At 72.1% G+C, this 23,796-nt stretch carries 18 protein-coding genes; 9 read left to right on the top strand and 9 right to left on the bottom strand.

Going from position 1 to position 23,796, the window contains the following annotated elements:
• The first annotated feature begins 334 nt into the window (after positions 1-334).
• Positions 335-763 (top strand): hypothetical protein, encoded by a 429-nt coding sequence (locus tag ACIRC0_RS00770; protein WP_403609447.1) that lies wholly within the window; start codon positions 335-337, stop codon positions 761-763.
• A 163-nt stretch (positions 764-926) separates the two neighbouring features.
• Here the strand turns inward: ACIRC0_RS00770 and ACIRC0_RS00765 are convergent, their stop codons facing one another.
• Entirely contained in the window at positions 927-3,392 is a 2,466-nt protein-coding gene (locus ACIRC0_RS00765; protein WP_403609445.1) for a helix-turn-helix domain-containing protein, read from the bottom strand.
• Positions 3,393-3,577: 185 nt separating this feature from the next.
• Here ACIRC0_RS00765 and ACIRC0_RS00760 point away from each other — a divergent pair, with 185 nt between their 5' ends.
• The 7 genes from ACIRC0_RS00760 to ACIRC0_RS00730 all read left to right on the top strand — a co-directional run bounded on the left by ACIRC0_RS00760 (position 3,578) and on the right by ACIRC0_RS00730 (position 11,618).
• Complete coding sequence (locus ACIRC0_RS00760) at positions 3,578-4,033, top strand: carboxymuconolactone decarboxylase family protein (protein WP_403609443.1); 456 nt, start codon at positions 3,578-3,580, stop codon at positions 4,031-4,033.
• Between the two features lie 176 nt (positions 4,034-4,209).
• The gene (locus ACIRC0_RS00755) at positions 4,210-4,605 is read left to right on the top strand and encodes an iron chaperone (RefSeq protein ID WP_236041565.1); all 396 of its coding nucleotides are present in this window, start codon (positions 4,210-4,212) and stop codon (positions 4,603-4,605) included.
• Positions 4,606-4,746: 141 nt separating this feature from the next.
• Positions 4,747-5,553 carry an oxygenase MpaB family protein gene (locus ACIRC0_RS00750; protein WP_403612608.1) on the top strand — a complete coding sequence of 269 codons (807 nt, stop codon included), beginning with the start codon at positions 4,747-4,749 and terminating at the stop codon, positions 5,551-5,553.
• Between the two features lie 94 nt (positions 5,554-5,647).
• Entirely contained in the window at positions 5,648-7,258 is a 1,611-nt protein-coding gene (locus ACIRC0_RS00745) for a phytoene desaturase family protein (protein ID WP_403609440.1), read from the top strand.
• 139 nt (positions 7,259-7,397) lie between these two features.
• On the top strand, positions 7,398-8,507 hold the full coding sequence (locus ACIRC0_RS00740; RefSeq protein ID WP_403609437.1) for a nitronate monooxygenase: 1,110 nt from the start codon (positions 7,398-7,400) through the stop codon (positions 8,505-8,507).
• On the top strand, positions 8,504-10,054 hold the full coding sequence (locus ACIRC0_RS00735) for an acyl-CoA synthetase (RefSeq protein WP_403609434.1): 1,551 nt from the start codon (positions 8,504-8,506) through the stop codon (positions 10,052-10,054). The genes ACIRC0_RS00740 and ACIRC0_RS00735 overlap by 4 nt, the downstream gene beginning before the upstream one ends.
• 67 nt (positions 10,055-10,121) lie before the next feature.
• Positions 10,122-11,618 carry an acyl-CoA synthetase gene (locus ACIRC0_RS00730; RefSeq protein ID WP_403609431.1) on the top strand — a complete coding sequence of 499 codons (1,497 nt, stop codon included), beginning with the start codon at positions 10,122-10,124 and terminating at the stop codon, positions 11,616-11,618.
• A gap of 28 nt (positions 11,619-11,646) precedes the next feature.
• Here the strand turns inward: ACIRC0_RS00730 and paaK are convergent, their stop codons facing one another.
• The gene (paaK, locus tag ACIRC0_RS00725; protein WP_403609429.1) at positions 11,647-12,942 is read right to left on the bottom strand and encodes a phenylacetate--CoA ligase PaaK; all 1,296 of its coding nucleotides are present in this window, start codon (positions 12,940-12,942) and stop codon (positions 11,647-11,649) included.
• A gap of 159 nt (positions 12,943-13,101) precedes the next feature.
• On the opposite strand from paaK, the gene ACIRC0_RS00720 reads away from it, so the two are divergent.
• Complete coding sequence (locus tag ACIRC0_RS00720; RefSeq protein WP_403609426.1) at positions 13,102-13,938, top strand: alpha/beta fold hydrolase; 837 nt, start codon at positions 13,102-13,104, stop codon at positions 13,936-13,938.
• Positions 13,939-13,965: 27 nt separating this feature from the next.
• On the opposite strand, the gene ACIRC0_RS00715 is transcribed toward ACIRC0_RS00720, so the two are convergent.
• From ACIRC0_RS00715 to ACIRC0_RS00685, 7 genes are all read right to left on the bottom strand, one after another.
• Positions 13,966-14,559: a GTP-binding protein gene (locus tag ACIRC0_RS00715; RefSeq protein ID WP_403609423.1), complete on the bottom strand. Its 594-nt coding sequence runs from the start codon at positions 14,557-14,559 to the stop codon at positions 13,966-13,968.
• Positions 14,540-14,914 carry a DUF742 domain-containing protein gene (locus ACIRC0_RS00710; RefSeq protein WP_263233872.1) on the bottom strand — a complete coding sequence of 125 codons (375 nt, stop codon included), beginning with the start codon at positions 14,912-14,914 and terminating at the stop codon, positions 14,540-14,542. The genes ACIRC0_RS00715 and ACIRC0_RS00710 overlap by 20 nt, the downstream gene beginning before the upstream one ends.
• A complete protein-coding gene (locus ACIRC0_RS00705; protein WP_103844764.1) occupies positions 14,907-15,338 on the bottom strand; it encodes a roadblock/LC7 domain-containing protein in 432 nt (143 codons plus the stop codon). Before ACIRC0_RS00705 ends, ACIRC0_RS00710 begins: the two co-directional genes overlap by 8 nt.
• A gap of 14 nt (positions 15,339-15,352) precedes the next feature.
• Positions 15,353-18,163 carry a nitrate- and nitrite sensing domain-containing protein gene (locus tag ACIRC0_RS00700; RefSeq protein WP_403609419.1) on the bottom strand — a complete coding sequence of 937 codons (2,811 nt, stop codon included), beginning with the start codon at positions 18,161-18,163 and terminating at the stop codon, positions 15,353-15,355.
• A 240-nt stretch (positions 18,164-18,403) separates the two neighbouring features.
• The gene (locus ACIRC0_RS00695; RefSeq protein ID WP_403609417.1) at positions 18,404-19,588 is read right to left on the bottom strand and encodes an FAD-dependent oxidoreductase; all 1,185 of its coding nucleotides are present in this window, start codon (positions 19,586-19,588) and stop codon (positions 18,404-18,406) included.
• A gap of 65 nt (positions 19,589-19,653) precedes the next feature.
• Positions 19,654-21,192 carry an amino acid adenylation domain-containing protein gene (locus ACIRC0_RS00690; RefSeq protein ID WP_403609414.1) on the bottom strand — a complete coding sequence of 513 codons (1,539 nt, stop codon included), beginning with the start codon at positions 21,190-21,192 and terminating at the stop codon, positions 19,654-19,656.
• Positions 21,189-23,162 (bottom strand): beta-ketoacyl synthase N-terminal-like domain-containing protein, encoded by a 1,974-nt coding sequence (locus tag ACIRC0_RS00685; protein ID WP_403609411.1) that lies wholly within the window; start codon positions 23,160-23,162, stop codon positions 21,189-21,191. The genes ACIRC0_RS00690 and ACIRC0_RS00685 overlap by 4 nt, the downstream gene beginning before the upstream one ends.
• Positions 23,163-23,796: the final 634 nt, after the last annotated feature.

Here is a 23,796-nt window from a genome sequence, read left to right as displayed (position 1 = left end):
GCACCCAGGGCGTGATCCTCAAGGCCCCGGACCTGCCGAGATCACCGACGCCGTCGGCCGTCCGGTGGTGCCCGGGATCCCCGTGGTCACCCTGGTGACGGATCTGCCAGGCAGTGCACGCCTCGCCTGTGCCGGCATCGACAACCGCGCCGCGGGAGCCACCGCCGCGTACCGGGCCGGGCGGAGCTCAGCACCGGCATCCGGCACCATAACCCTCAAAGATCACGTAACATCCGGATCGGGAATCGATCAACTGCCGCAGTCGCCCGCCCAGTTGGAGAACTTCTCCACGCCTCGACCAAGGGTGACCGCGCAAGGGGGAAGGAAGAAACCGATGAAGTCATCCGGTCTCCGGCGACGCCTCGCCGGGGCGGCGGCCACCGCTGTCATGGTCGGTGCGGGCGTCCTGGCGGGCGCACCTTCGGCGGCGGCGAAGGCCAACCTGCTCGCCATCGACAAGGTGTCGTTCCACGCTCCGGGCCTGCAGGTGAAGGTCACCTACTCCTGCGACCCCGGCATGGACCACGAGCTCGTGGCCAACGCGACGGCGCTCGGCCGGGGTACCCACGACGAGTCGATCGCCGCGGGCACCATCAAGAAGGACAAGCTCGTCTGCGACTACGACAGCCACATCGCGCAGGTCACACTGCGCCCGGCCGTGGGTTCGCACTTCGCAAAGGGAGACAAGGTGCAGGTCGCCGTCTTCTACTTCGACACCGACGGGTTCAGCTACGCCCGCCAGGAGACCGTCGCCGTTCTGTGACGCGGGCATTCGCCCCGGCGGGCGGCACACGGGCGCTCGGGAGACCGACTCGTCCCGTCGCCCGCCGGGGCGGTGCGCACGGCCGTGAAATCCTCGGCAGGACAGCAGGACAGCAGGACAGCACAGCAGCGCCGAGCACAGATCCGTGCCGGTCGGGGGCGCTCTAAGCCCCGGGGCGGAGCTCCCGCAGGACGGCCTGCGCCGCCGCACGGTGCTCGGCGGCCTCCGCCGGATCCGTCCGGTCGAGTACGGTCGCGATGCCTTCGTGGGCCAGCACTTCCTCGTACCGGTTTCCCAGCCTCGGGGCCAGCTCCAGCGCCTGCCGGTGCAGCCGTAGGGCCTCCTCGGTCAGGCCCGCGAGCCGGCAGGTCTCGGCATAGCCGTTGAGGAAATGGATCTTCCAGTGTTCCTCGAACAGCTCGTCGAGCAGCGCGAACGCCTCCCGGTGGGCGGCCAGTGCCTCCTCGTACCGGCCCATCTGCCGCAGCGCCACGCCCAGGCAGTTCAGGCACCACGCCTGATTGTGAAGGTGCCCGTCGTCGCGGGCCACCGCCAGCGCATGGCGCAGGTGTTCCGCCGCCTCGTCCGGCTCCTCGCGGGCGATGGCCACGCCGAGCGTGATCCGGGCCGTCAGAGCGGGCGGCCAGGCGGGGTCGGTGTGGGGGATGCCCAGCACCTCCCGGGCCCGCTGCGCCGCCTCCTCACGGTGCCCCAGCTGCAGCATCGCCCAGGCCTCCGACGCGGCCGCGTCGGCCGCGCCCGTCGGGCAACCGGCCTGCTCGTACAACTTCCCCGCCAGCCGGAACAGTTCGAGCGGCTCCTCGACGTGCCCCGCGTCCCAGCTCAGACAGCCGCGGCGCATGGCCAGCTCGGCCTCCGCCCGGGCGTCCCCCGTCTCGGACAACCGGAGAGCGGCCGCGTCGTACGCGGCGGCGGCCTCCGCCATCCGGCCCGCGTTGTAGCGCGCGAAGCCCAGATCGCTGTGCGCCTCGGCCAGTCGCAGCGGGTCGCCCAGGCGCTCGGCGGCGGCGAGCGAGCGCTCGAAGAGGACGTTGAGATGCGTCGTGCCGCAGCGCCGCGCGAAGTAGGCCCGCAGGAAGCGCGGCAGCTCGCACACATGCACGTCGGCCCCTACGGCGGCCGCAGTCTCGAAGGCGGCGATGACGTTTGCGTACTCGGTGACGAGCCAGGCGAAGGCCGCGTTCTTGTCCGGGAACCGTGGCAGCTCGGCGGGAGGCGGGCCCGCGGAGGCCGCCCGGCCGGGCGACACGAACGGCATGGCGGCGTCGGCGGCGGCCGCCGCGTGCACGTAGTAGTCGAGCACCCGGCCCAATGCCCGCTCCCGCTCGTCCGCCGAGTCCTGTTCCGCCGTGGCCCGGCGCGCGTGCTGGTGCACCAGGTCGTGCAGCCGGTAGCGGCCCACCGTCGGCTGCTGGACCAGGTGCGCGTCGAGCAGGTCCTCCAGCATCGCCTGGGCGCTGCGCAGCGGCACGTCCGCCAGGGCCGCCACCACGTACTCGTCGAAGGACTCCCCGGGCAGCAGGCCCAGCATCCGGAACAGGCGGGCCTGGGAACGGTTCAGCTGCCGCACGGACATGGCGAACGCCGCGCTGAACGCGGCGTCGAACTCGCTCACCCCCTGCGCCATCCGCTCGACGAGGATGCCCACGGTCCAGCCCGGCCGGTGCCGCAGCCGTGCCGCGGCCAGCCGCAGGGCCAGCGGCAGGTGGCCGCACAGCCGCAGCACCTCGGCGGCGGACTCCGGATCGCGGGCCAGCCTGCCCTCGGGGCCGACGGGGTCGCCGCTGGCGCGGGCCAGCAGCTCCGCGCTCTCCTGCGGGCTCAGCACGTCCAGCGAGACGGGGGGCACCTCGTCCAGGCCGAGGAGCCGGTTGCGGCTCGTGATCAGTGCGACGGACGGGCCGGCGCCGGGCAGCAGCGGGCGGATCTGGTCGGCGTCGGCGGCGTTGTCGAGGACCACGACGACCCGTCGGCGGGCCAGTTCCGACCGCCAGCAGGCGGCCAGTTGCTCGATTCCCTCCTGCGGGACCTTCTCGGACGGGACGTCGAGCGCGCCGAGCAGCATCCGCAGCGCGGAGTCGGGGTCGAGCGGGGGCCGGCCCTCGGTGAACCCGTGCAGGTCCACATACAGCTGCGCGTCCGGGAAGTCGGCGGCGAGCCGGTGCGCGGCGTGCACCGCCAGACAGGTCTTGCCGACGCCCGCCATGCCGTCGACGGAGACCACCCGATGGCTGTCCACCGCGGCGAGCACGGCGGCGAGCTGGGCCTCCCGTCCGGTGAAGTCGGGCACGTCGCGCGGGAGGTCGTTGCGGGGCAGCGGCCGGACCTGGCGGCTGCTCCTCGGGGGCGCCGGCAACGGGTTCGAGGTCCGTTCCCACAGGGGGCGCAGGGGCCGGGGGTCGCGCTTGACGAAGCGGCAGAGGGCGACCACCGCGGGCCAGGGCGGCACGGTCTGCCCGTTGAGGTAGCGCGACAGCGACGAGGAACTGAGGCCGGTGTCCCGCGCGAGGGCCCTTACGCCGAGCCCGGACAGTTCCTGGAGCAGGCGCAGCCGGGCCGCCAGCTCCTCCTGTGGGTCGGCCTTCGCCGTGCGTGCTTGCGACTCCACCCGTTTCCCCCCCCGTTTCCCGTCCCGCTCCGGCAGAAGTCTCCCGAGCCAAGTCGCCGCTGGTCAAGGTCGTTTCAGCTGTCCCACGGTGTCCCATCGCCGTGGCCGGAGCAAGCCGGCCCGGCTGTGATGGAGTCACGCCCCGACGACAGCGGGGCACCGACCCGGAAGAGGAGAACACCGAGATGCAGTCCCGTATGCAGAACCCCGCCGTCGTCCTGTCCGGTGCGATGCAGCCCATCCAGGAGATTCTCAAGGCCGCGCAGTCCGGTGGCGTGGACGGGCAGACACTGGAGCTGGTGCATCTGCGGGTCAGCCAGATCAACGGCTGCAGCGCCTGCGTCGTCGGCGGCGCCAAGACGGCCCGCAAGGCCGGAGTGAGCGACGAGCGGCTGGACGCGGTCGCCGCCTGGCGGGAGACCCCGTACTTCACCGAGGAGGAGCGGGCGGCGCTCGCGCTGGCCGAGGCCGCGACGCGGCTGGCCGACCGTCCCGACGCGGTGAGCGACGAGGTGTGGGACACGGCCGCCACCTACTTCGACGAGAAGCAGCTGGCGGCGATCGTCCTGATGATCGGCGTCACCAACCTGTTCAACCGGCTCAACGCCACCACCCGTCAGATCGCCGGCGCGTGGGGATGACGCCCGCCGCCACCCGCCAGGACGAGCCGGCGAGCGAACTCAGCACCGATACTGCATACATCCATGATCCGCACACCCGGAGGGAACCCGCTGTGAAGGACGCACAGAAGCCCGGCAAGAGCACCACCGCGACCGACAGGACGTCCGAGGGATTCACGGACGAGGAGCGGGCCGCGATGAAGGAGCGCGCCAAGGAGCTGAAGGCCTCCGCGCGCCGCGGGTCCAAGGCCGCCAAGGCGGCGGAGGACGAGGCCGCCGTGCTCGCGAAGATCGCCGAGATGCAGGAGTCGGACCGGGTCATGGCCGAACGGATCCACGCCGTCGTCAAGGAGAGCGCGCCGGAGCTGGCCCCGAAGCTCTGGTACGGGATGCCCGCGTACGCCCTCGACGGCAAGGTCGTCTGCTTCTTCCAGAGCGCGGAGAAGTTCAAGTCCCGCTATGCGACGTTCGGCTTCAGCGACAAGGCCAACCTCGACGACGGCACCATGTGGCCGGCTTCCTACGCCCTGAAGGAGCTGACCGCCGCCGACGAGGCGAGGATCGGCGCGCTCGTGAAGAAAGCGGTGAACTGAGGCCCAGGCCGTGCTGACATGTCAGCACGGCAGGTCCGGCTGCCCGTGCCGGTCGCTCTTGATGGAGCCGGCAGGCGAGGTCACACTGGCCAGGTGGACGCGGATCCGGGGTTCTACGGGCCCTCCTCGGTGACCTGGCAGATGCACGCCGACCCCATGATGTGGGTCGCCGGCATCCGCGCGCTCTACCTCCAGGCCCTGCACCCGCCCACCGTGCGCGGCGTCCTGCAGAACTCGGACTTCCGCCGCGACGCCTGGGGCCGGCTGATGCGTACCGCCAACTTCGTCGGGACGACGACGTACGGCACCACCGAGGCCGCCGAGCGGCTGGCGGCGCGGGTACGGAAGATCCACGCCATGCTCGGCGCCACGGACCCCGACACGAGCGAGCGGTACGCCGTCGACGAGCCGGAGTTGCTGCTGTGGGTGCACTGCGCCGAGATCGACTCCTACCTCCACGTCCTGCGCCGCTCGGGGTTCCGGCTCACCGAGGCACAGGCCGACCGGTACGTCCGTGAGAACCGGGTCGCCGCCGCCCTCGTCGGACTCGACCCCGAGCAGGTCCCCGCGGACCAGGCCGAGTTGGCCGCGTACTTCGAGAAGGTGCGTCCCGAACTCGCCGCCGGGCCCGAGGCCCGCGAGGTGGACGACTTCCTGCGGCGCCCGCCGATCCACCCGCTGCTGGTCCCGATGCGCGCCCTGCTGTGGCGGCGCGTGGCGAACCTGGCGTACGCCGCCCTGCCCCCGTACGCCCACGAACTCTACGGCCGCACGGCCCCGAGCCCCGCGGCGGTCACCCGGCGGCTGCGCCTGACCGGCGCCCTGCTGCGCCGGATCCCGGCACGCGTGCGCTGGCAACTGCCCCCGAAGCACGTGCTGCGCGCCGTGGCCCGGCTCGGCCCCGGCGCACGGCCCGCACCGGACAAGGTCGGCCTGCACGTCGGCTGATCCAGCTGATTCCGCTGATTCCGCTGATTCGGCTGATCCGGCGCCGTCCGGCCCGTCTCTGGCCGATCCGGATCTTCGCGTGCTACGAAGAAGCATGCCTGCACGCGAAGGACACGAGGGAAACCAGAGGCACGAGCGATACGACGCCGTGATCGTCGGCGGCGGTCACAACGGCCTCGTGGCCGCCGCCTATCTGGCCCGGGCCGGGCGATCCGTGCTCGTGCTGGAGCGGCTGGACCACACCGGCGGCGCCGCCGTGTCCACGCGCCCGTTCGCCGGGGTCGACGCACGGCTGTCGCGCTACTCCTACCTGGTCAGCCTGCTGCCCCGGAAGATCGTGCGGGACCTGGAGCTGGACTTCCGCGTGCGGGGGCGCACCGTTTCGTCGTACACCCCCGTCGAGCGCCACGGGCGCCCCACCGGGCTGCTCGTCGGCGGTGGCGAGCGGCGCACCCGGGAGGCGTTCGCCCGGCTCACCGGCTCCGACCGTGAGTTCGAGGCCTGGCAGCGGTTCTACGGCATGACCGGGCGGGTGGCCCAGCGAGTGTTCCCGACGCTCACCGAGCCGCTGCCCACCCGTGACGACCTGCGCCGCCGCATCGACGACGAGGAGGCGTGGCGGGCCCTGTTCGAGGAGCCGATCGGCGCCGCGATCGAGGCCCGCTTCACCGACGACCTGGTCCGCGGAGTCGTCCTCACCGACGCGCTCATCGGCACCTTCGCCGACGCCCACGACAGCTCCCTGAAGCAGAACCGCTGCTTCCTCTACCACGTCATCGGCGGCGGCACCGGCGCCTGGGACGTCCCCGTCGGCGGCATGGGCGCCCTCACCGACGCGCTCGCCACGGCCGCGCGCGCCGCCGGGGCGGTCCTCGCCACCGGGCGCGAGGCGGTACGCATCGACACGGACGGGCGCGCCGCCGAGGTCACGTTCCGGAGCGCGGACGGGGAAGGCACCGTCTTCGCCCGGCACGTCCTGGTGAACGCCTCCCCGCAGGAGCTGGCCCGGCTCACCGGCGACACCCCGCCGGCCCCGGCCGAGGGCGCCCAGCTGAAGGTGAACATGCTGCTCACCCGGCTGCCCGCGCTGCGCGACACCGGCGTGGACCCGCGCGAGGCGTTCTCCGGCACCTTCCACATCGCCGAGGGATACGAGCAACTGGCCACCGCCCACGCCCAGGCCGCCGCCGGTTCACTGCCCGCCGCGCCACCGTCCGAGATCTACTGCCACTCGCTCACCGACCCCACCATCCTCGGCCCCGACCTCGTCGAGCGCGGCTATCAGACCCTCACCCTCTTCGGCCTCCACACTCCCGCCCGGCTCTTCGAGGAGGACAACGACGCCGTACGCGAGGAGCTGCTGAAGTCGACGCTGGCGCAGCTGGACGCCCATCTCGCCGAGCCGGTCGAGAACTGCCTGGCCACCGACGCGGACGGGCGTCCCTGCATCGAGGCCAGGTCCCCGCTCGACCTGGAGCGCGACCTGCGGCTGCCGGGCGGCAACATCTTCCACCGCGAACTGGCCTGGCCGTACGCCCAGGAAGGCACGGGCCGCTGGGGCGTGGAGACCCGGCACGCGAACGTCCTGCTGTGCGGCGCGGGCGCGGTGCGCGGCGGCGGGGTCAGCGGCGTGCCCGGGCACAACGCGGCGATGGCGGTGCTGGAAGACCTGGGGGAGCCGCTGCCGGGGGGTGCCCGGGCGTGACGGGATCCCGCCGGGCCGCGGTGCTCCGACCGATCGGTCGGTGATCTGACCGATCGTCGGAGAACAGCCGACTCCGAAAATCTGACGCATCATCAGAAAGACTCTTCCGTCCTCTCGACCGCTGCGGCATCCTGCGCCCATGCAGACGGAGCTGAGCAAGCAACTCGGGATCGAGCACGCCCTGTTCGGGTTCACGCCGTTTCCCGCCGTCGCCGCGGCCATCAGCCGGGCCGGCGGTTTCGGCGTGCTCGGCGCGGTCCGCTACACCGCCTCCGACGACCTCAAGCGCGACCTCGACTGGGTCGACGCCCACGTCGACGGCCGCCCCTACGGACTGGACGTCGTCATGCCCGCCAAGAAGGTGGAGGGCGTGACGGAGGCCGATGTCGAGGCGATGATCCCGGAAGGACACCGGAAATTCGTCAGGGACACCCTGGCCGAGTACGGGGTGCCCGAACTCGCCGAGGGCGACGCGTCCGGGTGGCGGATCACCGGCTGGATGGAACAGGTCGCCCGCAGTCAGCTCGACGTCGCGTTCGAGTACCCGATCAGGCTGCTGGCCAATGCTCTCGGCTCCCCGCCCGCCGACGTCGTCGAACGCGCCCACGCCCAGGGCGTTGTGGCCGCCGCGCTCGCCGGCAGCGCCCGGCACGCCCGCAAGCACCAGGAGGCGGGTATCGACATCGTGGTCGCGCAGGGGTACGAGGCCGGTGGCCACACCGGCGAGATCGCCTCCATGGTGCTCACGCCCGAAGTGGTCGACGCCGTCGACCCGTTGCCCGTGCTGGCCGCCGGTGGCATCGGCAGCGGGCAGCAGGTCGCCGCCGCCCTGGCGCTCGGTGCGCAGGGCGTCTGGCTCGGCTCGATCTGGCTGACCACCACGGAGGCCGAACTCCCCTCGCCCGTCCTCGTCCGCAAGCTGCTGGCCGCCGGCTCGGGCGACACCGTCCGCTCCCGGGCGCTGACCGGCAAACCGGCCCGGCAGTTGCGTACCGCGTGGACCGACGTCTGGGACGACCCGGACGGCCCGGGTGCTCTTCCCATGCCGCTGCAGGGCCTGCTGGTGGCCGAGGCGATCACCCGCATCCAGAAGTACGAGGTGGACCCGCTGCTCGGCACGCCCGTCGGCCAGATCGTCGGCCGTATGACCAGCGAACGCAGCGTCCAGGCCGTCGTCGACGACCTCACCCGGGGCTTCGAGAAGACCGTGGACCGCATCAACCGGATCGCCGGAAGGGGCCAGCAGTGAGCCGGTCGGCCAACGGTTTCTGGGCGCAGGCAGCGGCGGATCCCGGGCGCATCGTCCTCGTCGCGCCCGACGGGGAGGAGTGGACCGCCGGGCGGCTGCTCGCCGACGCCAACCGGCTGGTGCACGGGCTGCGCGCCGCGGGGCTGCGGACAGGTGACTCCTTCGCCGTCGTCCTGCCCAACGGCGTCGCGTTCCTCACCGCGTACCTGGCCGCCACCCAGGCCGGGCTCTACCTGGTCCCCGTCAACCACCACCTCGTCGGACCGGAGATCGCCTGGATCGTCTCCGACTCCGGCGCCAAGGTGATCGTCGCGCACGAGCGGTTCGCGGACGCGGCACGCGCCGCAGCCGACGAGGCCGGACTGCCGGCCACCCACCGGTACTCCGTCGGCGAGGCCGAGGGCTTCCGGCCGTACGCCGAACTCCTCGACGGACAGCCCGGGTCGGCGCCCGGCGACCGCACTCTCGGCTGGGTCATGAACTACACCTCGGGCACCACGGGCCGCCCCCGCGGCATCCGCCGCCCATTGCCCGGAAAGCCGCCCGAGGAGGCCTACCTCGGCGGTTTCCTCGGCATCTTCGGCATCAAGCCCTATGACGACAACGTCCACCTGGTCTGCTCGCCGCTCTACCACACGGCCGTGCTCCAGTTCGCGGGCGCCTCCCTGCACATCGGGCACCGGCTGGTCGTGATGGACAAGTGGACGCCCGAGGAGATGCTCCGCCTCATCGACGCCCACCGGTGCACGCACACGCACATGGTGCCGACCCAGTTCCACCGGCTTCTGGCACTGCCCGACGAGGTGAGGGCCCGCTACGACGTCTCGTCCATGCGGCACGCCATCCACGGCGCCGCTCCCTGCCCGGACCATGTGAAGCGGGCGATGATCGAGTGGTGGGGCATGTGCGTGGAGGAGTACTACGCGGCGAGCGAGGGAGGCGGCGCCTTCGCGACCGCCGAGAACTGGCTGAAGAAGCCCGGCACGGTTGGCAAGGCATGGCCCATCAGCGAACTCGCGATCTTCGACGACGACGGGAACCGGCTGCCGCCCGGTGAACTCGGTACCGTCTACATGAGGATGAGCACCGGCGGCTTCTCGTACCACAAGGACGAGGCCAAGACACGCAAGAACCGCATCGGTGACTTCTTCACCGTCGGCGACCTCGGCCACCTCGACGAGGACGGGTATCTCTTCCTGCGCGACCGCAAGATCGACCTGATCATCTCCGGCGGGGTCAACATCTACCCCGCCGAGATCGAGGCCGCGCTGCTCACCCACCCCGCCGTCGCCGACGCGGCCGCCTTCGGAATCCCGCACGACGACTGGGGCGAGGAGGTCAAAGCGGTCGTCGAACCCGCCCCCGGCCAGGAGCCCGGCCCGGCACTCGCCACGGACATCCTCGACCACTGCGCACGGCAACTCGCCGGCTACAAGCGGCCCAAGAGCGTCGACTTCGTCGCGACGATGCCCCGCGACCCCAACGGCAAGCTGTACAAACGACGGCTGCGCGAACCGTACTGGGAAGGCCGTACCCGCCCCGTGTGACGGCTGCTTGACCTGCCCCGCGTGCCCGGCGAGGATCGCGCCAGGGCCGGACACGAAGGAGCGGGACATGACTGCGGGACGAAGCGTCACGGTCGACGGCACGCTGCGGCGCAGCGCCCGGCGCACCCCGGCGAGGGTGGCGATCCGCTACGGCGACCGGTCGTGGACCTACGCGGAACTTGACGACGCCGTCTCGCGCGCCGCCCGCGCGCTGCGGGAGGCCGGGCTCGCCCCGGGCGACCGGGTCGGCGCCCTGGGCCACAACTCCGACGCCTATCTGATCGCCTTCCTGGCCTGCGCCCGCGCCGGACTGGTGCACGTACCGGTGAACCAGAACCTGACCGGCGACGACCTGGCGTACATCGTCGACCAGTCCGGCTGTTCCCTCGTCCTCGCGGACCCGGACCTCGCGGGGAACCTCCCGCAGGGCGTGCGGCGGCTGCCACTGCGCGACGCGGACGACTCGCTGCTCGCGCGGCTGGCCGCGACCGAACCGTACGACGGCGAGGAACCACGCGCCGAGGACCTGGTGCAACTGCTGTACACGTCCGGCACGACCGCGCTGTCCAAGGGCGCGATGATGACGCACCGCGCCCTGGTGCACGAGTATCTGAGCGCGATCACCGCCCTCGACCTGAGCGCGGGCGACCGTCCGGTGCACGCCCTGCCGCTCTACCACTCGGCGCAGATGCACGTCTTCCTGCTGCCCTACCTCGCCGTCGGCGCGCAGAACGTCATCCTGGACGCGCCCGACGGTGACCGGCTCTTCGACCTGGTCGAGGCGGGCCGCGCCGACAGCCTCTTCGCGCCGCCGACGGTATGGATCGGACTGGCGAACCGCCCCGACTTCACCACCCGCGACCTCAGCGGCCTGCGCAAGGCCTACTACGGCGCCTCGATCATGCCGGTGCCCGTCCTGGAGCGCCTCAAGGAGCGGCTGCCGAAGCTCGCGTTCTACAACTGCTTCGGGCAGAGCGAGATCGGCCCGCTCGCCATGGTCCTCGGGCCCTACGAGCACAAGGGACGCATGGACTCGTGCGGGCGTCCGGTGCTGTTCGTGGAGGCGAAGCTCGTCGACGAGTTGGGCAAGGACGTGCCCGACGGGGAGCGGGGAGAGATCGTCTACCGGTCACCGCAGCTGTGCGAGGGCTACTGGGAGAAGCCGGAGGAGACCGCCGAGGCGTTCCGCGACGGCTGGTTCCACTCCGGGGACCTCGCCGTGCGGGACGCCGACGGGTACTTCACCATCGTCGACCGGGTGAAGGACGTCATCAACTCCGGTGGGGTACTGGTCGCTTCGCGGCAGGTCGAGGACGCCCTGTACACCCACGAGCGGGTCGCCGAGGCCGCGGTGATCGGGCTGCCCGACGAGCGGTGGATCGAGGCGGTCACCGCGGTCGTCGTACCGCGCGGTGAGGTGACCGAGGCCGAACTGATCGACCACGTGCGCGAGAAGCTGCCGCACTTCAAGGCGCCCAAGCGGGTGCTGTTCGTGGACGAGCTGCCGCGCAACGCGAGCGGGAAGATCCTGAAGCGGGAGCTGCGGGACCGCTTCGGGTCCTGAGACCGCCGGCGGATCCCGCAGACCGGCCCTAGCGGGGCCGCAGGTCCACGATCCGCCTGATCTTGCCCACGGACCGCTCCAGGGACTCCGGTTCGACGATCTCGACCCCCACCGAGACACCGATCCCGTCCTTCACGGCCGCGGCGATGGCGAGCGCCGCCGCCTCGCGCTGCTCCGGGGTGGCGCCGGGCCGGGCCTCGGCCCGCACGGTCAGCGCGTCGAGCCGGCCCTCGCGGGTCAGCCGGAGCTGGAAGTGCGGCGCCACGCCCGGGGTGCGCAGCACGATCTCCTCGATCTGCGTGGGGAAGAGGTTGACCCCGCGCAGGATGACCATGTCGTCGCTGCGCCCGGTGATCTTCTCGATGCGCCGGAAGACCCGCGCCGTGCCGGGCAGCAGCCGGGTCAGGTCCCGCGTCCGGTACCGGATCACGGGCATGGCCTCCTTGGTGAGGGAGGTGAAGACCAGCTCGCCCTCCTCACCATCCGGCAACACCTCGCCGGTGATCGGATCGACGATCTCCGGGTAGAAGTGGTCCTCCCACACGTGCAGGCCGTCCTTGGTCTCGACGCACTCCTGTGCCACACCCGGGCCGACGACCTCCGACAGGCCGTAGATGTCCACCGCGTCGATCGCGAACCGCTCCTCGATCTCGCGCCGCATCTCCTCGGTCCACGGCTCGGCTCCGAAGACGCCGACCCGCAGGGAGGTGGTGCGCGGATCGACACCCTGGCGCTCGAACTCGTCCAGCAGGGTGAGCATGTACGAGGGCGTGACCATGATGACCCCGGGCCGGAGGTCCTGGATCAGCTGCACCTGGCGGGCCGTCATGCCGCCGGAGGCGGGGATGACCGTACAGCCGAGGCGTTCGGCGCCGTAGTGCGCGCCGAGGCCGCCGGTGAACAGCCCGTAGCCGTACGCCACGTGCACCGTGTCACCGGGCCGGCCGCCCGCCGCGCGGAGGGACCGGGCCACCATGTCGGCCCACATCGACAGGTCGTTGTCGGTGTACCCGACGACCGTGGGCCGTCCGGTGGTGCCGCTGGAGGCGTGGATGCGTCGGATCCGCTCCCTGGGGACGGCGAACATGCCGTACGGGTAGTGCTCTCGGAGGTCCGCCTTCACGGTGAACGGGAACCGGGCGAGATCCGCGAGCGTACGGCAGTCCTCCGGCCGCACCCCCGCCTTGTCGAAGGACTCCCGGTAGAAGGGCACGTGCTCGTAGGCATGTCGCAGTGAGGCCCGCAGCCGCTCCAGCTGCAGGGCCCTCAGCGCCTGAGCGTCGAGCCGTTCCCCCGCGTCCAGCAGGCCCTGAGCGTGCGCCATGGGGACGCCTCCCTAGCAATCACAAGCAATCGTCACGAACCGGTCGACCGATCATTCGGTAGATGCCGAGGATCAGTAATCCAGCCTGTCCGGCCGGAGGCAAGAGCCCGGCTGAAACTTTCTTGCGGTCGAAGCCCCACCGCCGCCAAGATCCGGTACATGCCGGCCTTTGACGCGTACGACGGGACCCGCCTCGCCTACCACCTGCGGGGGGAGGGGGAGCCGCTCGTCGTGCTGCCCGGTGGACCGATGCGGGCCTCCGCCTACCTCGGGGACCTGGGCGGGCTCGACCACCGGCGGCGGCTGGTGCTGCTCGATCTGCGCGGGACCGGGCACTCGGCAGTGCCGGCGGACCCGGGCACGTACCGCTGCGACCGGCTCGTCGACGACGTGGAGGCGCTGCGCGAGCACCTCGGCCTGGAACGCATGGACATCCTCGCGCACTCGGCGGGCGGGAGCCTCGCCCTGCTCTACGCGGCCCGGTTCCCCGAGCGCGTCGCCCGGCTCGCCCTGATCACCGTCACACCGTGGGCGCTCGGGATGCCCGCCACGGCCGAGGACCGGCTCGAGGCGGCGCGGCTGCACGAGGGCGAGCCCTGGTTCGAGGAAGCCTTCCCGGCGTTCGAGGCCTGGCTGAAGGGAGACGGCGGGTTCGACCCGGTCTTCATACCCTTCTTCTACGGCCGGTGGGACGCTGCGGCGCAGGTGCACGTGGCGGACCGGGCGGGGCAGGCCAACGACGCGGCGGCCGACGTCTTCCTCTCCGACGCGGCCTTCGACCCGCCCGCCACCCTGGCCGCGCTCGCCCGGCTGACCGCGCCCGTCCTCGTGTACGCGGGCGAACTCGACGGCGGCCCCCGCCCCGAACTCGCCCGCCGCGTCACCGAGTTCTTCCCGCGCGCCGAGTTCACGGTCCAGCCGGGCGCAGGGCACTACCCGTGGCTGGACGACCCCGAGCACTTCGCCGCGCGGGTGGACGCCTTTTTCGCGGGCTGAGCGGGCCAGAGAGGGTGGCCTCGGCCGTCAGCCGCCCATGGGGGTCAGACGGGCCGCCGCCCGGGCCCGGGCCGCCTCCAGGACCGCCAGCAGAACCGCCTTGCTGGAGTTGCGGTCCCTTACGTCGCACAGGAGCACCGGTGTCGACGCGTCCAGGTCCAGCGCCGCCCGCACCTGCTCGGCCGTGCAGTCCCGCCGCCCGTCGAAGCAGTTGACCCCCACCGCGAACGGGATCTCCCGCGCCTCGAAGAAGTCGATCGAGGCGAACGAGGCGTCCAGGCGGCGGGTGTCGGCGAGGACCACCGCCGCCAGCGCGCCCGTCGCCAGGTCGTCCCACATGAACCAGAACCGGTCCTGCCCGGGCGTGCCGAACAGGTACAGCACCAGCTCCGGCGCGATGGTGATCCGGCCGAAGTCCATGGCGACGGTCGTGGAGAACTTGCCCTCCACCCCGGTCAGGTCGTCGACCCCGAGGCTCGCCTCGGTCATGCGCTCCTCGGTCTCCAGCGGGGGCACCTCGCTCACCGAGCCCACCATGGTGGTCTTGCCCACGCCGAAACCGCCCGCGATGAGGATCTTCAGAGCGGTGGGCATGACCGGCTCAGAGCTGACGGATACCATCCATCACCCTTTCGATGATTTCCACACTCGGCTGGTCGTCCTGCCCGGGCGGCGACTGGACGATGATGAGCGAGGCGCCCAGCAGATCCCCGCAGAGGATCTTCACCACGCTCACCGGCAGGTCCAGATGCGCGGCGATCTCGGCTACCGCCACCGCGCGGTCCCGGCACAGCTCGAGGATCTGGACCGCCTCCGGCTCCAGGTACTCGTACTCGAACTCAGCCTCGGACCGCGAGACGACCAGCGTGATCAGTGTGAACGTGTGCTGACTGTGGCGGGTGCGCCCGCCCGTGATGGCGTACGGCCGTAAATGACGCCCGGCCTCCGCACCGTCGAGCCACCGCGGTTCACGCATCCTGAATAAGACCGCCGGACGGTGTCTGGACGCGAGGCGCGGCGCTCATGTACTGGCCGACCTGCTTGACGAGCGTGCCCATCTCGAAGGCCATCATCCCCACATCCACTTCCTCGGAGGCGATCGCGGCCAGCCGGGCGCCCCTGCCCGCGGCCGTGACGAACAGGAACGCCCTCTCCATCTGGATGACCGTCTGCTGGACCTCCCCGCCGTGGAAGTGGCGCGCGGCGCCCCGGGCCAGGCTGTGCATGCCCGAGCCCACCGCCGACAGGTGCTCGGCGTCGTCGCGGCGCAGGTCCTTCGACTTGCCGATGAGGAGGCCGTCCCCGGACAGCACGATGGCACAGCGGATCTCCGGGATCCGGTCCACCAGGCCGTCGAGGAGCCAGTCCAGCTGCGGCCCGGGATGTACCTGCTCAGTCATTGCTCAACGTTCCCTCACAGTCGATTGGCACCGGGGTCCCCCGAATCCTGCGGCCGGCCCTCCGTGCCGGCCGGCACGTCCGGATCGGACATCCGGGCCCGCTTCAGCCCCTGCTGAATGGCGATCATCGCGCGCGCCGACGCTTCCGGGGAGACGACGCCGTTGTCGTCTTCGCCCTCGGGCCGGCCCTGGGTTTGTGCTGCCTCCCTGCGCAGTTGCTGCGCGAGGCTGGCTCCCCGGGTCCGCTGCGGCAGCACCGGGGGCGTCGTCAGCGGGCGCGCCGCATCGGGTGCGGACGCCTGCCCGGCGAACGCGGACCGCTGCCCGGCGGGCGCGGTGCGCCCCGCGCCGGGCTCACGTCCGGGCGGGGGCCCGGCTTGGGGCCGGTGCTGTCCCGGCGGGGGTCCGGCCTGCGGCCGGTGCTGCTCCGGCGGTGGCCCGGCCTGCGGTCGGCCGTACCCGGTCGACGGCCCGGAGTACTGGGCCGGCTGCCCCGGGTACTCGGCGGACGGCCCGGTGTACTCGGCGGACGGCCCGGTGTACTCGGCCGACGGCCCCCGGTACTCGGCCGACGGCCCCGCGTACCCGGGCCCGGCCTCGGAAGTCGCCACCCGTGGGGCCGGGGCTGCCTGCTGGGGCGTGGCCCACCGGTCCGGCTCGGAAGGGGGTACCGGGTGTTCCGACACGGGCGGCAACAGACCTGCACCTCCGTACTCGGGAAAGCCGCTGTGGTCCGCGATGCGGGAGTGCGTGAGCACGTCCGCTCCCACGACCGCCGACGCGGTCACGCCCCCGGTGGCTCCCACGGCCGCGCCCGCGAGCGCCCTGTCCTCGGCCCGGGGGTCGCTCTGAAGCACGTTGCCGGCCGCCGCGGCCGCCGACCTGAGCTGGTCGAGGACCGGCGACTGGAGGTCCTCCAGCAGCTCCGAGGGCAGCAGGACGACGACGAGCGTGCCGCCGTAGACGGACTCGCGCAGCTCCACCTTGATCTTGTGCCGCTCGGCGAGCCGCGCTACCACGAAGTGGCCGAGACGCGGGTCCTCGCCCAGAGACGTCATGTCCAGCTTGGGCGGATGGGCGAGCAGCTCGTTGGCGTACGCCATCTTGTCGGGCGGCATGCCGAGTCCGTGGTCCTCGACATGGATGGCCAGCCCCTTGGCCACCTTGGTGGCGCTCACGAACACCTGGGTGTCCGGCGGCGAGAAGCTCGTGCCGTTCTCGATCAGCTCGGCGAGCAGGTGCGTGACGTCCGCGACGGCCCGGCCCGCGAGGGCGACACGCCGCTCCGCGGGCAGGTTCTTCACCTTCACGCGCGTGTACTGCTCGGTCTCCGCGACCGCACTGCGCATCACGTCGGTGATGGCGACCGGCGCGGTCATGCGGCGGCTCGGCGGGGAACCGCTGAGGATCACCAGGTTCTCCGCGTGCCGTCGCACGCGGGTCGCGAGGTGGTCGACCTTGAAGATGTCCTTCAGCAGGTCGGAGTCCTCGTGCTTGCGCTCGAGGTCGTCGAGGAGCGAGATCAGACGGTGGATCAGGATCTGGGTGCGCCGGATGAGCTGTGCGAAGACCTTCTCGGTGCCCTCGCGGCCCCTCGACTGACGCATCGCGGTGTCCGCGGCGACCCGGCCCAGCCGGTCGATGGCCCCGGCCAGCCGTTCCAGCTCGTCGCCGGTCTGGCGATCCTGCGGGCCGAGGACGGCAGGGTCCACATGCTCGCCGCGCTCGATACGGGCCAGCAACTGGGGGAGTGCTCGGGACAGTTCCTCGGCCCGCGCCTCGAGTTCGGACACCCGGCCGAGCGTCGCGCGGCGGGCGCGCAGCGCGATCACCGCGCCGCCGGCCAGTGCGGCCAGGGTGGCGGCGGTGCCCAGGAGCATACCGAGCAGCAGCTCGTCGGCCCGGTCCGAGGCGTCGTCCGCGAGACGCCGCACGGAGTCCGCGCCCAGCGACTGCAGATCGCCCAGGACACCGCTCGCGGTGTCCGGCCATGTCGAGGCCTTCGAAGGCAGCGTCGTGCCCTGGGCGGACGCCACGGAGTCGCCGAGCGTGCCCAGCGTCGTCCACTGCGCGCCGTCGGTGATCTGCGTGTAGCCGGCGGCCGCCCCGGCGGGCAGGTCACGGGCGGTCAGGGCCGCGCTGAACTCCCGCTGGAGCGCGAGGTACTCCGCGAACTGGGCGCGGGTCGTCGCCGGTATGCGCCCGGAGGGCAGGACACCGGACAGCAGGGCGTCCTGGCGCGAGAGCATCTCGGTGATCTGCACCAGGGAGACCGTGGCGGTGCCGCCCCGCGCCAGGGACCCGTTCTCGCTGCGGACGGCGGCGGTCACCAGCGACACGCCCTGGGAGATGCTGTCGGTGAAGTACTGGAAGGCGTCGGCGGCGGACAGGGTGCGGGCGTCGATCGCCCGGCGGCGGTCGGACAGCGCGGCCAGCGCGTCGTCGAGCGACTTCGCCCGGCGCCGCAGCGCCGAGGTGTCCAGGCCCGAGGAGCCGCGGTAGGCGGTGAGGGCCGCGTCGGTCCGCTTCCGGGCGGCCTCGAGGTCACTGCGCGCGGCGCCGGTACGGCTCGCCTGCCAGACGGCGGTCAGACGGCGCTCGTTCTGCAGGGCGGAGAGCACGGCCTGGGCCGGCCGGGCGGCCGACGTGTCGTGGTCCGCGTCGGCCTGCAACTGGACGTGCTCGTCGACGAGACCGGCCGCCGTGTACCCCCACAGTCCGGTCAGGCAGACGGCGGGCACGACGAAGGGCAGGACGAACGAGAATCGGAGAGATCTGCGCGGGGCGGACCGATGACGCGTCCGCCGGTCGCGGGTGCCTGGCATCTGATTCCTCGTACGGCAGCGAAGCACTGGTTCGGTTGGGACGGTGCGAGTGCCGGATTGCGCCCGGCGCGGCGACTTGACCTCACCGTCATCGGAGTCGGCGATCAGGCTGAACCGTATCAGGATCATGGCGCAGCGTCAGCTTCCGCTTAGGGCAACTAACCGCTTTCATACGCGAGTTGCCAGGTGCGTTCACGGAATTCGCTGCTGTCGCCGTTCGGGTGGACGTGGGGGGACATATCACAGCAGAGCCAGAAGTTTAGGGGTGTAGAGGGCGCCCGCCGTCTCGATTCCGGCCACCATGTCGAAATAGATCGCGGTCAGTTCCGGATCCGTCTGCACGGCGCGCAGCAGGGACAGCCGCTGTTCGTGCGGTGTGAGTTGGGCCACGCCGAGAGTGGATTCGTAGCCCGGGGTGAGTACTTCGTCCCGTTCCTTGGCGAAATCCCGCAGAGCGGCGTCGAGTCCGGCCGGGTCGCCGCCGAGCAGGCCCTCCAGTCTGCGGGCAAGGGAATCGGCCTGGAGGAAGGCGTCGCTGATCCCGCGCGCGGTGATGGAGTCCTTGTGGTGTCCCGCGTCGCCCACCAGGACCCAGCCCGGCCCGGCGGCCTGCCGGAAGAAGTTCTGCTGGTCACCGGTGCCGCGCAGCCGCTCCAGGGGCTCCTTGCCCGCGAGCCGCTCGTACAGGCCGGGCGCGGTGGTGCGGATCTGTTCCAGGTAGGCCCTCCGGGCGTCGGTGCGGACCTCCTCGAAGCGGGACTGCGGGAAGTAGGCGAGGACCAGCGTCGCCGCGTCGTTGGTGGCCACGGCCGCCACCCAGCTGCCCGGCCTCTCGTACAGCTCCAGGGTGGCCGGGACGTCCGCCCAGTACGTGTAGTAGGCACAGGTCAGCCGGGGAGCCTCCACCGTGTACGGCGCCTGAGCGAGCCGGGCGACGGTGGAACGCATGCCGTCCGCGCCGATCACGAGGTGTGCGCGTTCGGTGAAGGGGCGTTCCCCGGATCTTCCTTCCACCCCGACGACCCGCCCGCTGGAGTCGCGCAGCAGTCCGGTCACCCGGCAGTGGTGGCGCACCTCGACGCCCGCCGCGGCCGCCGCCTCCACCAGGAGGGCGTCCAGGACGTTGCGCCGTGGCGCGAACCCCGCCCGCTGCCCTTCCACGCCTCGGGCGCAGCCTTCGAGGCGGATGTCGGCGACCTCGTAGACCACGCGGTCCAAAGGTGGGCACCCCGAGGCGCGCAGCGCGTCCAGCAGCCCCCAGCGGGCGAGCGTCGCCACCCCGGGCTGGTGGATGAGATGGGTGGAGAGGGTGTCGGTGCCGGAGGGCGCCTTGTCGAGCAGGAGCACCCGGTACCCCGCGCGGGCGAGCAGCATGGCGGTGGGCGCACCGGCGCAGCGGGCGCCTACCACGATGGCGTCGTACATGTGGGTTGCCTCACAAGACGTCGGGGGATGGGGTGTTGTGGTGCCGTGACGCGGACGGTTGTCGTTCAGCGGGAGCGTCCGAGGTCGTCGAGCAGGGCCCGCCGGTCGATCTTGCCATTGGCGTTCAGCGGCAGTTGATCGAGGACGGCGATCCGGCGGGGCAGCATGTACGGCGGCAGCCGCTCGGCCAGGGCGGCGAACAGCCCGTCGGACGTGCAGCCGTCGCCGCTCACCGCGGCATGGAGCTCCGGCTCGCCGTCGGGCGCGGGCACGGCGAGGACGACCGCGTCCCGTACCCCCGGCTGCTGCCGCACCATGGCCTCGATCTCCCCGAGTTCGATCCGGTGCCCGCGGATCTTCACCTGGTGGTCGGTGCGTCCGAGGTGGACCAGCTGCCCGTCGCGCATGGCGACCCGGTCCCCAGTGCGGTACCAGTGCCGGTCGGTGAGCGGCCCATCGCCGCCGGGCCGTCCGTCCGGGTCCAGGAAGCGTCCGGCGTTGTTCGCCGGGTCGAGGTAGCCGGGGAACCGCAACGGCCCGCGCACACACAACTCTCCGCTGTCTGCGGGCCGGCCGTCCTCGTCGATCAGCAGCAGGTCCAGCACCGGGTAGCCGGTGCCGATCGGAGCGGTGCCGTTCGGGGTGCCGGGCCACTTCGCCGGGTCGTCCGGGAACCGGTACGCCGTGCAGGAGATGGTGAGTTCGGTCGGCCCGTACAGCACCTCCAGACGGCTGCCGGGCGCGGCGGCCCGCCACTGACGGGCCGCGTCCAGGGTGAGCGGTTCGCCGCCGAAGACGCTCCACCGCAGGGTGGGCATGCTGCCCGGCGCGAGCGTGCCGAGGCGGGAGGCGAAGGAGATCAGCGACGGCACCGAGAACCAGTGGGTGAGGCGCAGTGAGTTGACGGTTTTCACCGGGGACAGCAGCTGGCTGCGGCGCGGTACCACGAGGGTGCCGCCGCCCGCCCAGGCGACGAACAGATCGTGCACGGAACCGTCGAAGGTCAGCTCGAAGGACTGCGACAGCCGGCTGCCGGGTGCGATGTCGTACCGCGGCGCGACCTGGGCGAGATAGGCCGTGAGGTTGCGGTGCCGGATCGGTACGCCCTTGGGGGTGCCGGTCGATCCGGACGTGAAGATGATGTACGCGACGTCGTCGGGTCCGGTTGCCGGTGGCGGCAGTTCGGGCGCGGGCCCCTCGGACAGGGCCGCCAGCTCGTCGGGCCCCACGGTGAGGACGGGCACCCCCTGGTCGGTGCCCGCCCCGGCGGTGTCGGCCAGCACGACCTCCACCTCGGCGGCCTTCACGATCTCGGCCGTGCGGGCCGAGGGGTGCTCGGGATTGAGGGGGACGACGGTCGCGCCGGCCCGCAGGATCGCGAGATACCCGGCGTACGCGGTCACCGAACGGCTCGCCAGCAGGCCCACGCGGCGCGGCGGGGTGCCGCCCGCCGCGAGGACCAGCCGGGCGGCCAGTCGCTCCGCCAGGTCGCGCAGGTGCGCATAGGTGAGCCGGTCCTCGTCCACCTCCAGCGCGACGGCGTCCGCGCCGTAGGTGTCGGCGGAGCGGGCGAACCAGGCGTAAGCGGTCTCCGGGTGGCTCATCGGGCGGCCGCCTCCAGCTCGCGCGTCCACCGGCGCAGCTCGCCCACGGTGCGCAGCCTGCCGAACTCCTCGGGGTCGACCTCCTGGCTGGACCGCTTGGTCAGCTCGACGATGATCCGCAGCTTGGCCAGGGAGTCGATGCCGATGTCGGTGAGCGTGGACGTGTCGTCGAAGCCGGTGCGGGCGTGCTCGCGCAGCACCCAGGACGCCAGGTCGCCACCGTCGTCGTCGTGCTCCTCGCCGGGCCAGTACCGCTTGGTCTGCCACGGGTACGTGGGCAGCGGGACGAAGCGGCCCGGGTCGCCGAACACCGCCTCCCAGTCCACGTCCTCGCCCCTCCGGTAGCGCTCGGCGACGGCCGACAGCGGTCTGCCGCCCAGCCCCGGGGAGCCGGTCAGGGCGGCCACCAGCTCCTCGTGGCTCGCCCCGACGACCGCGAGCCGGTGCTCGTGGTGCTGCCGGCGGGTGGCCGCGCTGTAGCAGATGTCCCGCACGGAGTACGCGGCCCCCGCGCCGCCGGGGGAGAGGTGGTCGGCGTACGAACGGGCGAGTGCCTCCAGGGCGGCGGAGCTGCGCGCGGAGAGCACCAGGACGTACGGCGTGGGGCGTGCGGCGCCTGCGGGCGCGGGGCCTTGCGCGGTGCGGGGCGCGACGGGTGCTTCGGCGGGGGCGGGGCTGCGGATCACCACGTGCGCGTTGAGTGCAGAGGAGCCCTGCCCGGAGACACCGGCGACGGCGGGCCGGCCCGTCTCGGGAAGGTCGACGAGTCCGGTCGGCACCACCAGGGGCAGCTCGTCCCAGGCCACCTCGGGGTTCGGCGTCGACAGGTGCAGGCTGGCGGGCACCTGCCCGTGCTCCAGGCAGAGCACCGCCTTGATCAGCCCTGCCAGGCCCCCGGCGGCCTCCGCGTGCCCGATGTTCGTCTTGACCGAGCCGACGAGCAGTGGCCGCTCGGCCGGGCGCCCCTCGCCCAGGACCCGGCCCAGCGCGGTCAGTTCCAGGGGGTCGAACGAGGGCGAGCCGGAGCCGTGCGCCTCCACGTAGTCGACGTCCGCGGGATCGATCCCGGCGTCCTCGTACGCCCAGCGCAGCACGTCGATCTGGCCCTGGAGCGAGGGGTTGAGCACCGAGTCGCTGGTGCGGCCGTCGTTGCCGACGGCGCTGCCCTGGATGACGGCGCGGATGCGGTCTCCGTCGGCCACGGCGTCCGCAAGGCGCTTGAGGACGACGACCGCCACGGCGTCGCTCGGCGCGTGGCCGTCGGCGTTCGCGTCACCGAACTTGCTGCGCCCGTCGGCCGCCATGCCGCCGGCCTGTGTCATCACCAGGCCCTCGTCCGGGCGCAGTTTGAGGTTCACACCCGCGGCCAGGGCCAGCGGGGTCTCCCGGGAGCGCAGGCTCTGCACGGCCTGGTGTACGGCGACCAGGGAGGAGGAGCAAGCCGTGTCCACGACAACACTGGGCCCGCGGAAGTCGAAGGTGTGGGAGATCCGGGCGGGCAGCAGTGAGCGGAAGTTGTTCAACTGCGAGGCGGTGGCGCCGTCCGGGCCCTGTCGCAGGGCCAGCTCCAGGTAGTCCGCCCGGGCGTTGCCCACGAACACCCCGGTCCGGCTGCCTGCCAGCAGGTCGGGCCGCTGCCCCGCGTCCTCCAGTGCCTCCCAGGCGGTCATCAGCAACAGCCGCTGCTGCGGGTCGAGTTCGACCGCCTCCGTGGCGGACATCCCGAAGAACTCGGCGTCGAAGTGGGCGAGGCCGTCCACGTAGCCCGCACGGCGGCTGGCTATGCGGCCCGGTCCGGGGATGGGGGAGTGGAGGGCGTCCACGTCATAACGTTCCGGAGGGGTCTCACTGGTGGCGTCCGTGCCGTCCCTCAGGAGGGCCCAGAGCTCGTCGGCTCCCGATGCGCCGGGAAGCCGGCAGGCCACGCCGATCACCGCCACCGCCCGGGCGTCCGCGTCCGACCTGTTCATGAGGTTACTCCTTCGATGTTCGCCACTGTCCGTAGGAGATGGCGCAGTTGACCTTGCCGCACGGCCTTCTGGCTGCTCGCGCGGCATCACGGCATTACCGAGGCGGCGCGGTGGACGCGACATGGCGTCCGACACGCCGCCCTACCGCCAGGCCCCCGTCTCCGGGCGGAAGGGACGGTCCGCTCAGGAGCCCGGTACGCCGTCGTACCGGGCTCGTCCGTCGGACAGGAGAGCTTCTCGAGCAGGTTGGCGCCCCCTAGGGCCTGTTGTCGGACGGGGCCTCGTAGGGGCGGGACAGCGGGCCGTCAGAAGCGGCATGGATCTTGGCGGGAAACCGCGCATGGCGCCCTGGCCGAAACGGCGCTGTCGCTCTCTTTGGTGACGGGCGGTCCGCAACTCGAACCGTACTTGCCCCACGCTGCCGTGCCCTCTCTCGCAGGTGCATCGCACGAACCCATTACACACGGGCCGCACCAGCGGCGACATGTCCCGTCCGTCACAGCCCACGAGAATCCGAACCACAGTTCGATCATCGCGTGGGAGTTCGGAGAGAATGCGCCGACGTCGAAAACCAGCCCGCCGCATGATTGTCGTACGCCGGATCGTTTCCTCTCGATGGACGCTCAAGGAATGG

The sequence above is a fragment of the Streptomyces sp. NPDC093984 genome (assembly GCF_044764595.1).
GTDB lineage: Bacteria > Actinomycetota > Actinomycetes > Streptomycetales > Streptomycetaceae > Streptomyces > Streptomyces cynarae.
Note: the sequence above shows the minus strand (reverse complement) of the source record. Positions and strands in the feature narration are given on the sequence as shown.

Excerpts from the sequence above, each read along its gene's own strand:
- ACIRC0_RS00705 (WP_103844764.1), bottom strand. The coding sequence starts at position 15,338 with ATGACTGAGCAGGTACATCCCGGGCCGCAGCTGGACTGGCTCCTCGAC.
- ACIRC0_RS00690 (WP_403609414.1), bottom strand. The coding sequence starts at position 21,192 with ATGAGCCACCCGGAGACCGCTTACGCCTGGTTCGCCCGCTCCGCCGAC.
- paaK (WP_403609429.1), bottom strand. The coding sequence starts at position 12,942 with ATGGCGCACGCTCAGGGCCTGCTGGACGCGGGGGAACGGCTCGACGCT.
- ACIRC0_RS00710 (WP_263233872.1), bottom strand. The coding sequence starts at position 14,914 with ATGCGTGAACCGCGGTGGCTCGACGGTGCGGAGGCCGGGCGTCATTTA.
- ACIRC0_RS00715 (WP_403609423.1), bottom strand. The coding sequence starts at position 14,559 with ATGGTATCCGTCAGCTCTGAGCCGGTCATGCCCACCGCTCTGAAGATC.
- ACIRC0_RS00700 (WP_403609419.1), bottom strand. The coding sequence starts at position 18,163 with ATGCCAGGCACCCGCGACCGGCGGACGCGTCATCGGTCCGCCCCGCGC.
- ACIRC0_RS00730 (WP_403609431.1), top strand. The coding sequence starts at position 10,122 with ATGACTGCGGGACGAAGCGTCACGGTCGACGGCACGCTGCGGCGCAGC.
- ACIRC0_RS00745 (WP_403609440.1), top strand. The coding sequence starts at position 5,648 with ATGCCTGCACGCGAAGGACACGAGGGAAACCAGAGGCACGAGCGATAC.
- ACIRC0_RS00750 (WP_403612608.1), top strand. The coding sequence starts at position 4,747 with ATGCACGCCGACCCCATGATGTGGGTCGCCGGCATCCGCGCGCTCTAC.
- ACIRC0_RS00755 (WP_236041565.1), top strand. The coding sequence starts at position 4,210 with ATGAAGGAGCGCGCCAAGGAGCTGAAGGCCTCCGCGCGCCGCGGGTCC.
- ACIRC0_RS00760 (WP_403609443.1), top strand. The coding sequence starts at position 3,578 with ATGCAGTCCCGTATGCAGAACCCCGCCGTCGTCCTGTCCGGTGCGATG.
- ACIRC0_RS00720 (WP_403609426.1), top strand. The coding sequence starts at position 13,102 with ATGCCGGCCTTTGACGCGTACGACGGGACCCGCCTCGCCTACCACCTG.
- ACIRC0_RS00685 (WP_403609411.1), bottom strand. The coding sequence starts at position 23,162 with ATGAACAGGTCGGACGCGGACGCCCGGGCGGTGGCGGTGATCGGCGTG.
- ACIRC0_RS00695 (WP_403609417.1), bottom strand. The coding sequence starts at position 19,588 with ATGTACGACGCCATCGTGGTAGGCGCCCGCTGCGCCGGTGCGCCCACC.
- ACIRC0_RS00770 (WP_403609447.1), top strand. The coding sequence starts at position 335 with ATGAAGTCATCCGGTCTCCGGCGACGCCTCGCCGGGGCGGCGGCCACC.
- ACIRC0_RS00740 (WP_403609437.1), top strand. The coding sequence starts at position 7,398 with ATGCAGACGGAGCTGAGCAAGCAACTCGGGATCGAGCACGCCCTGTTC.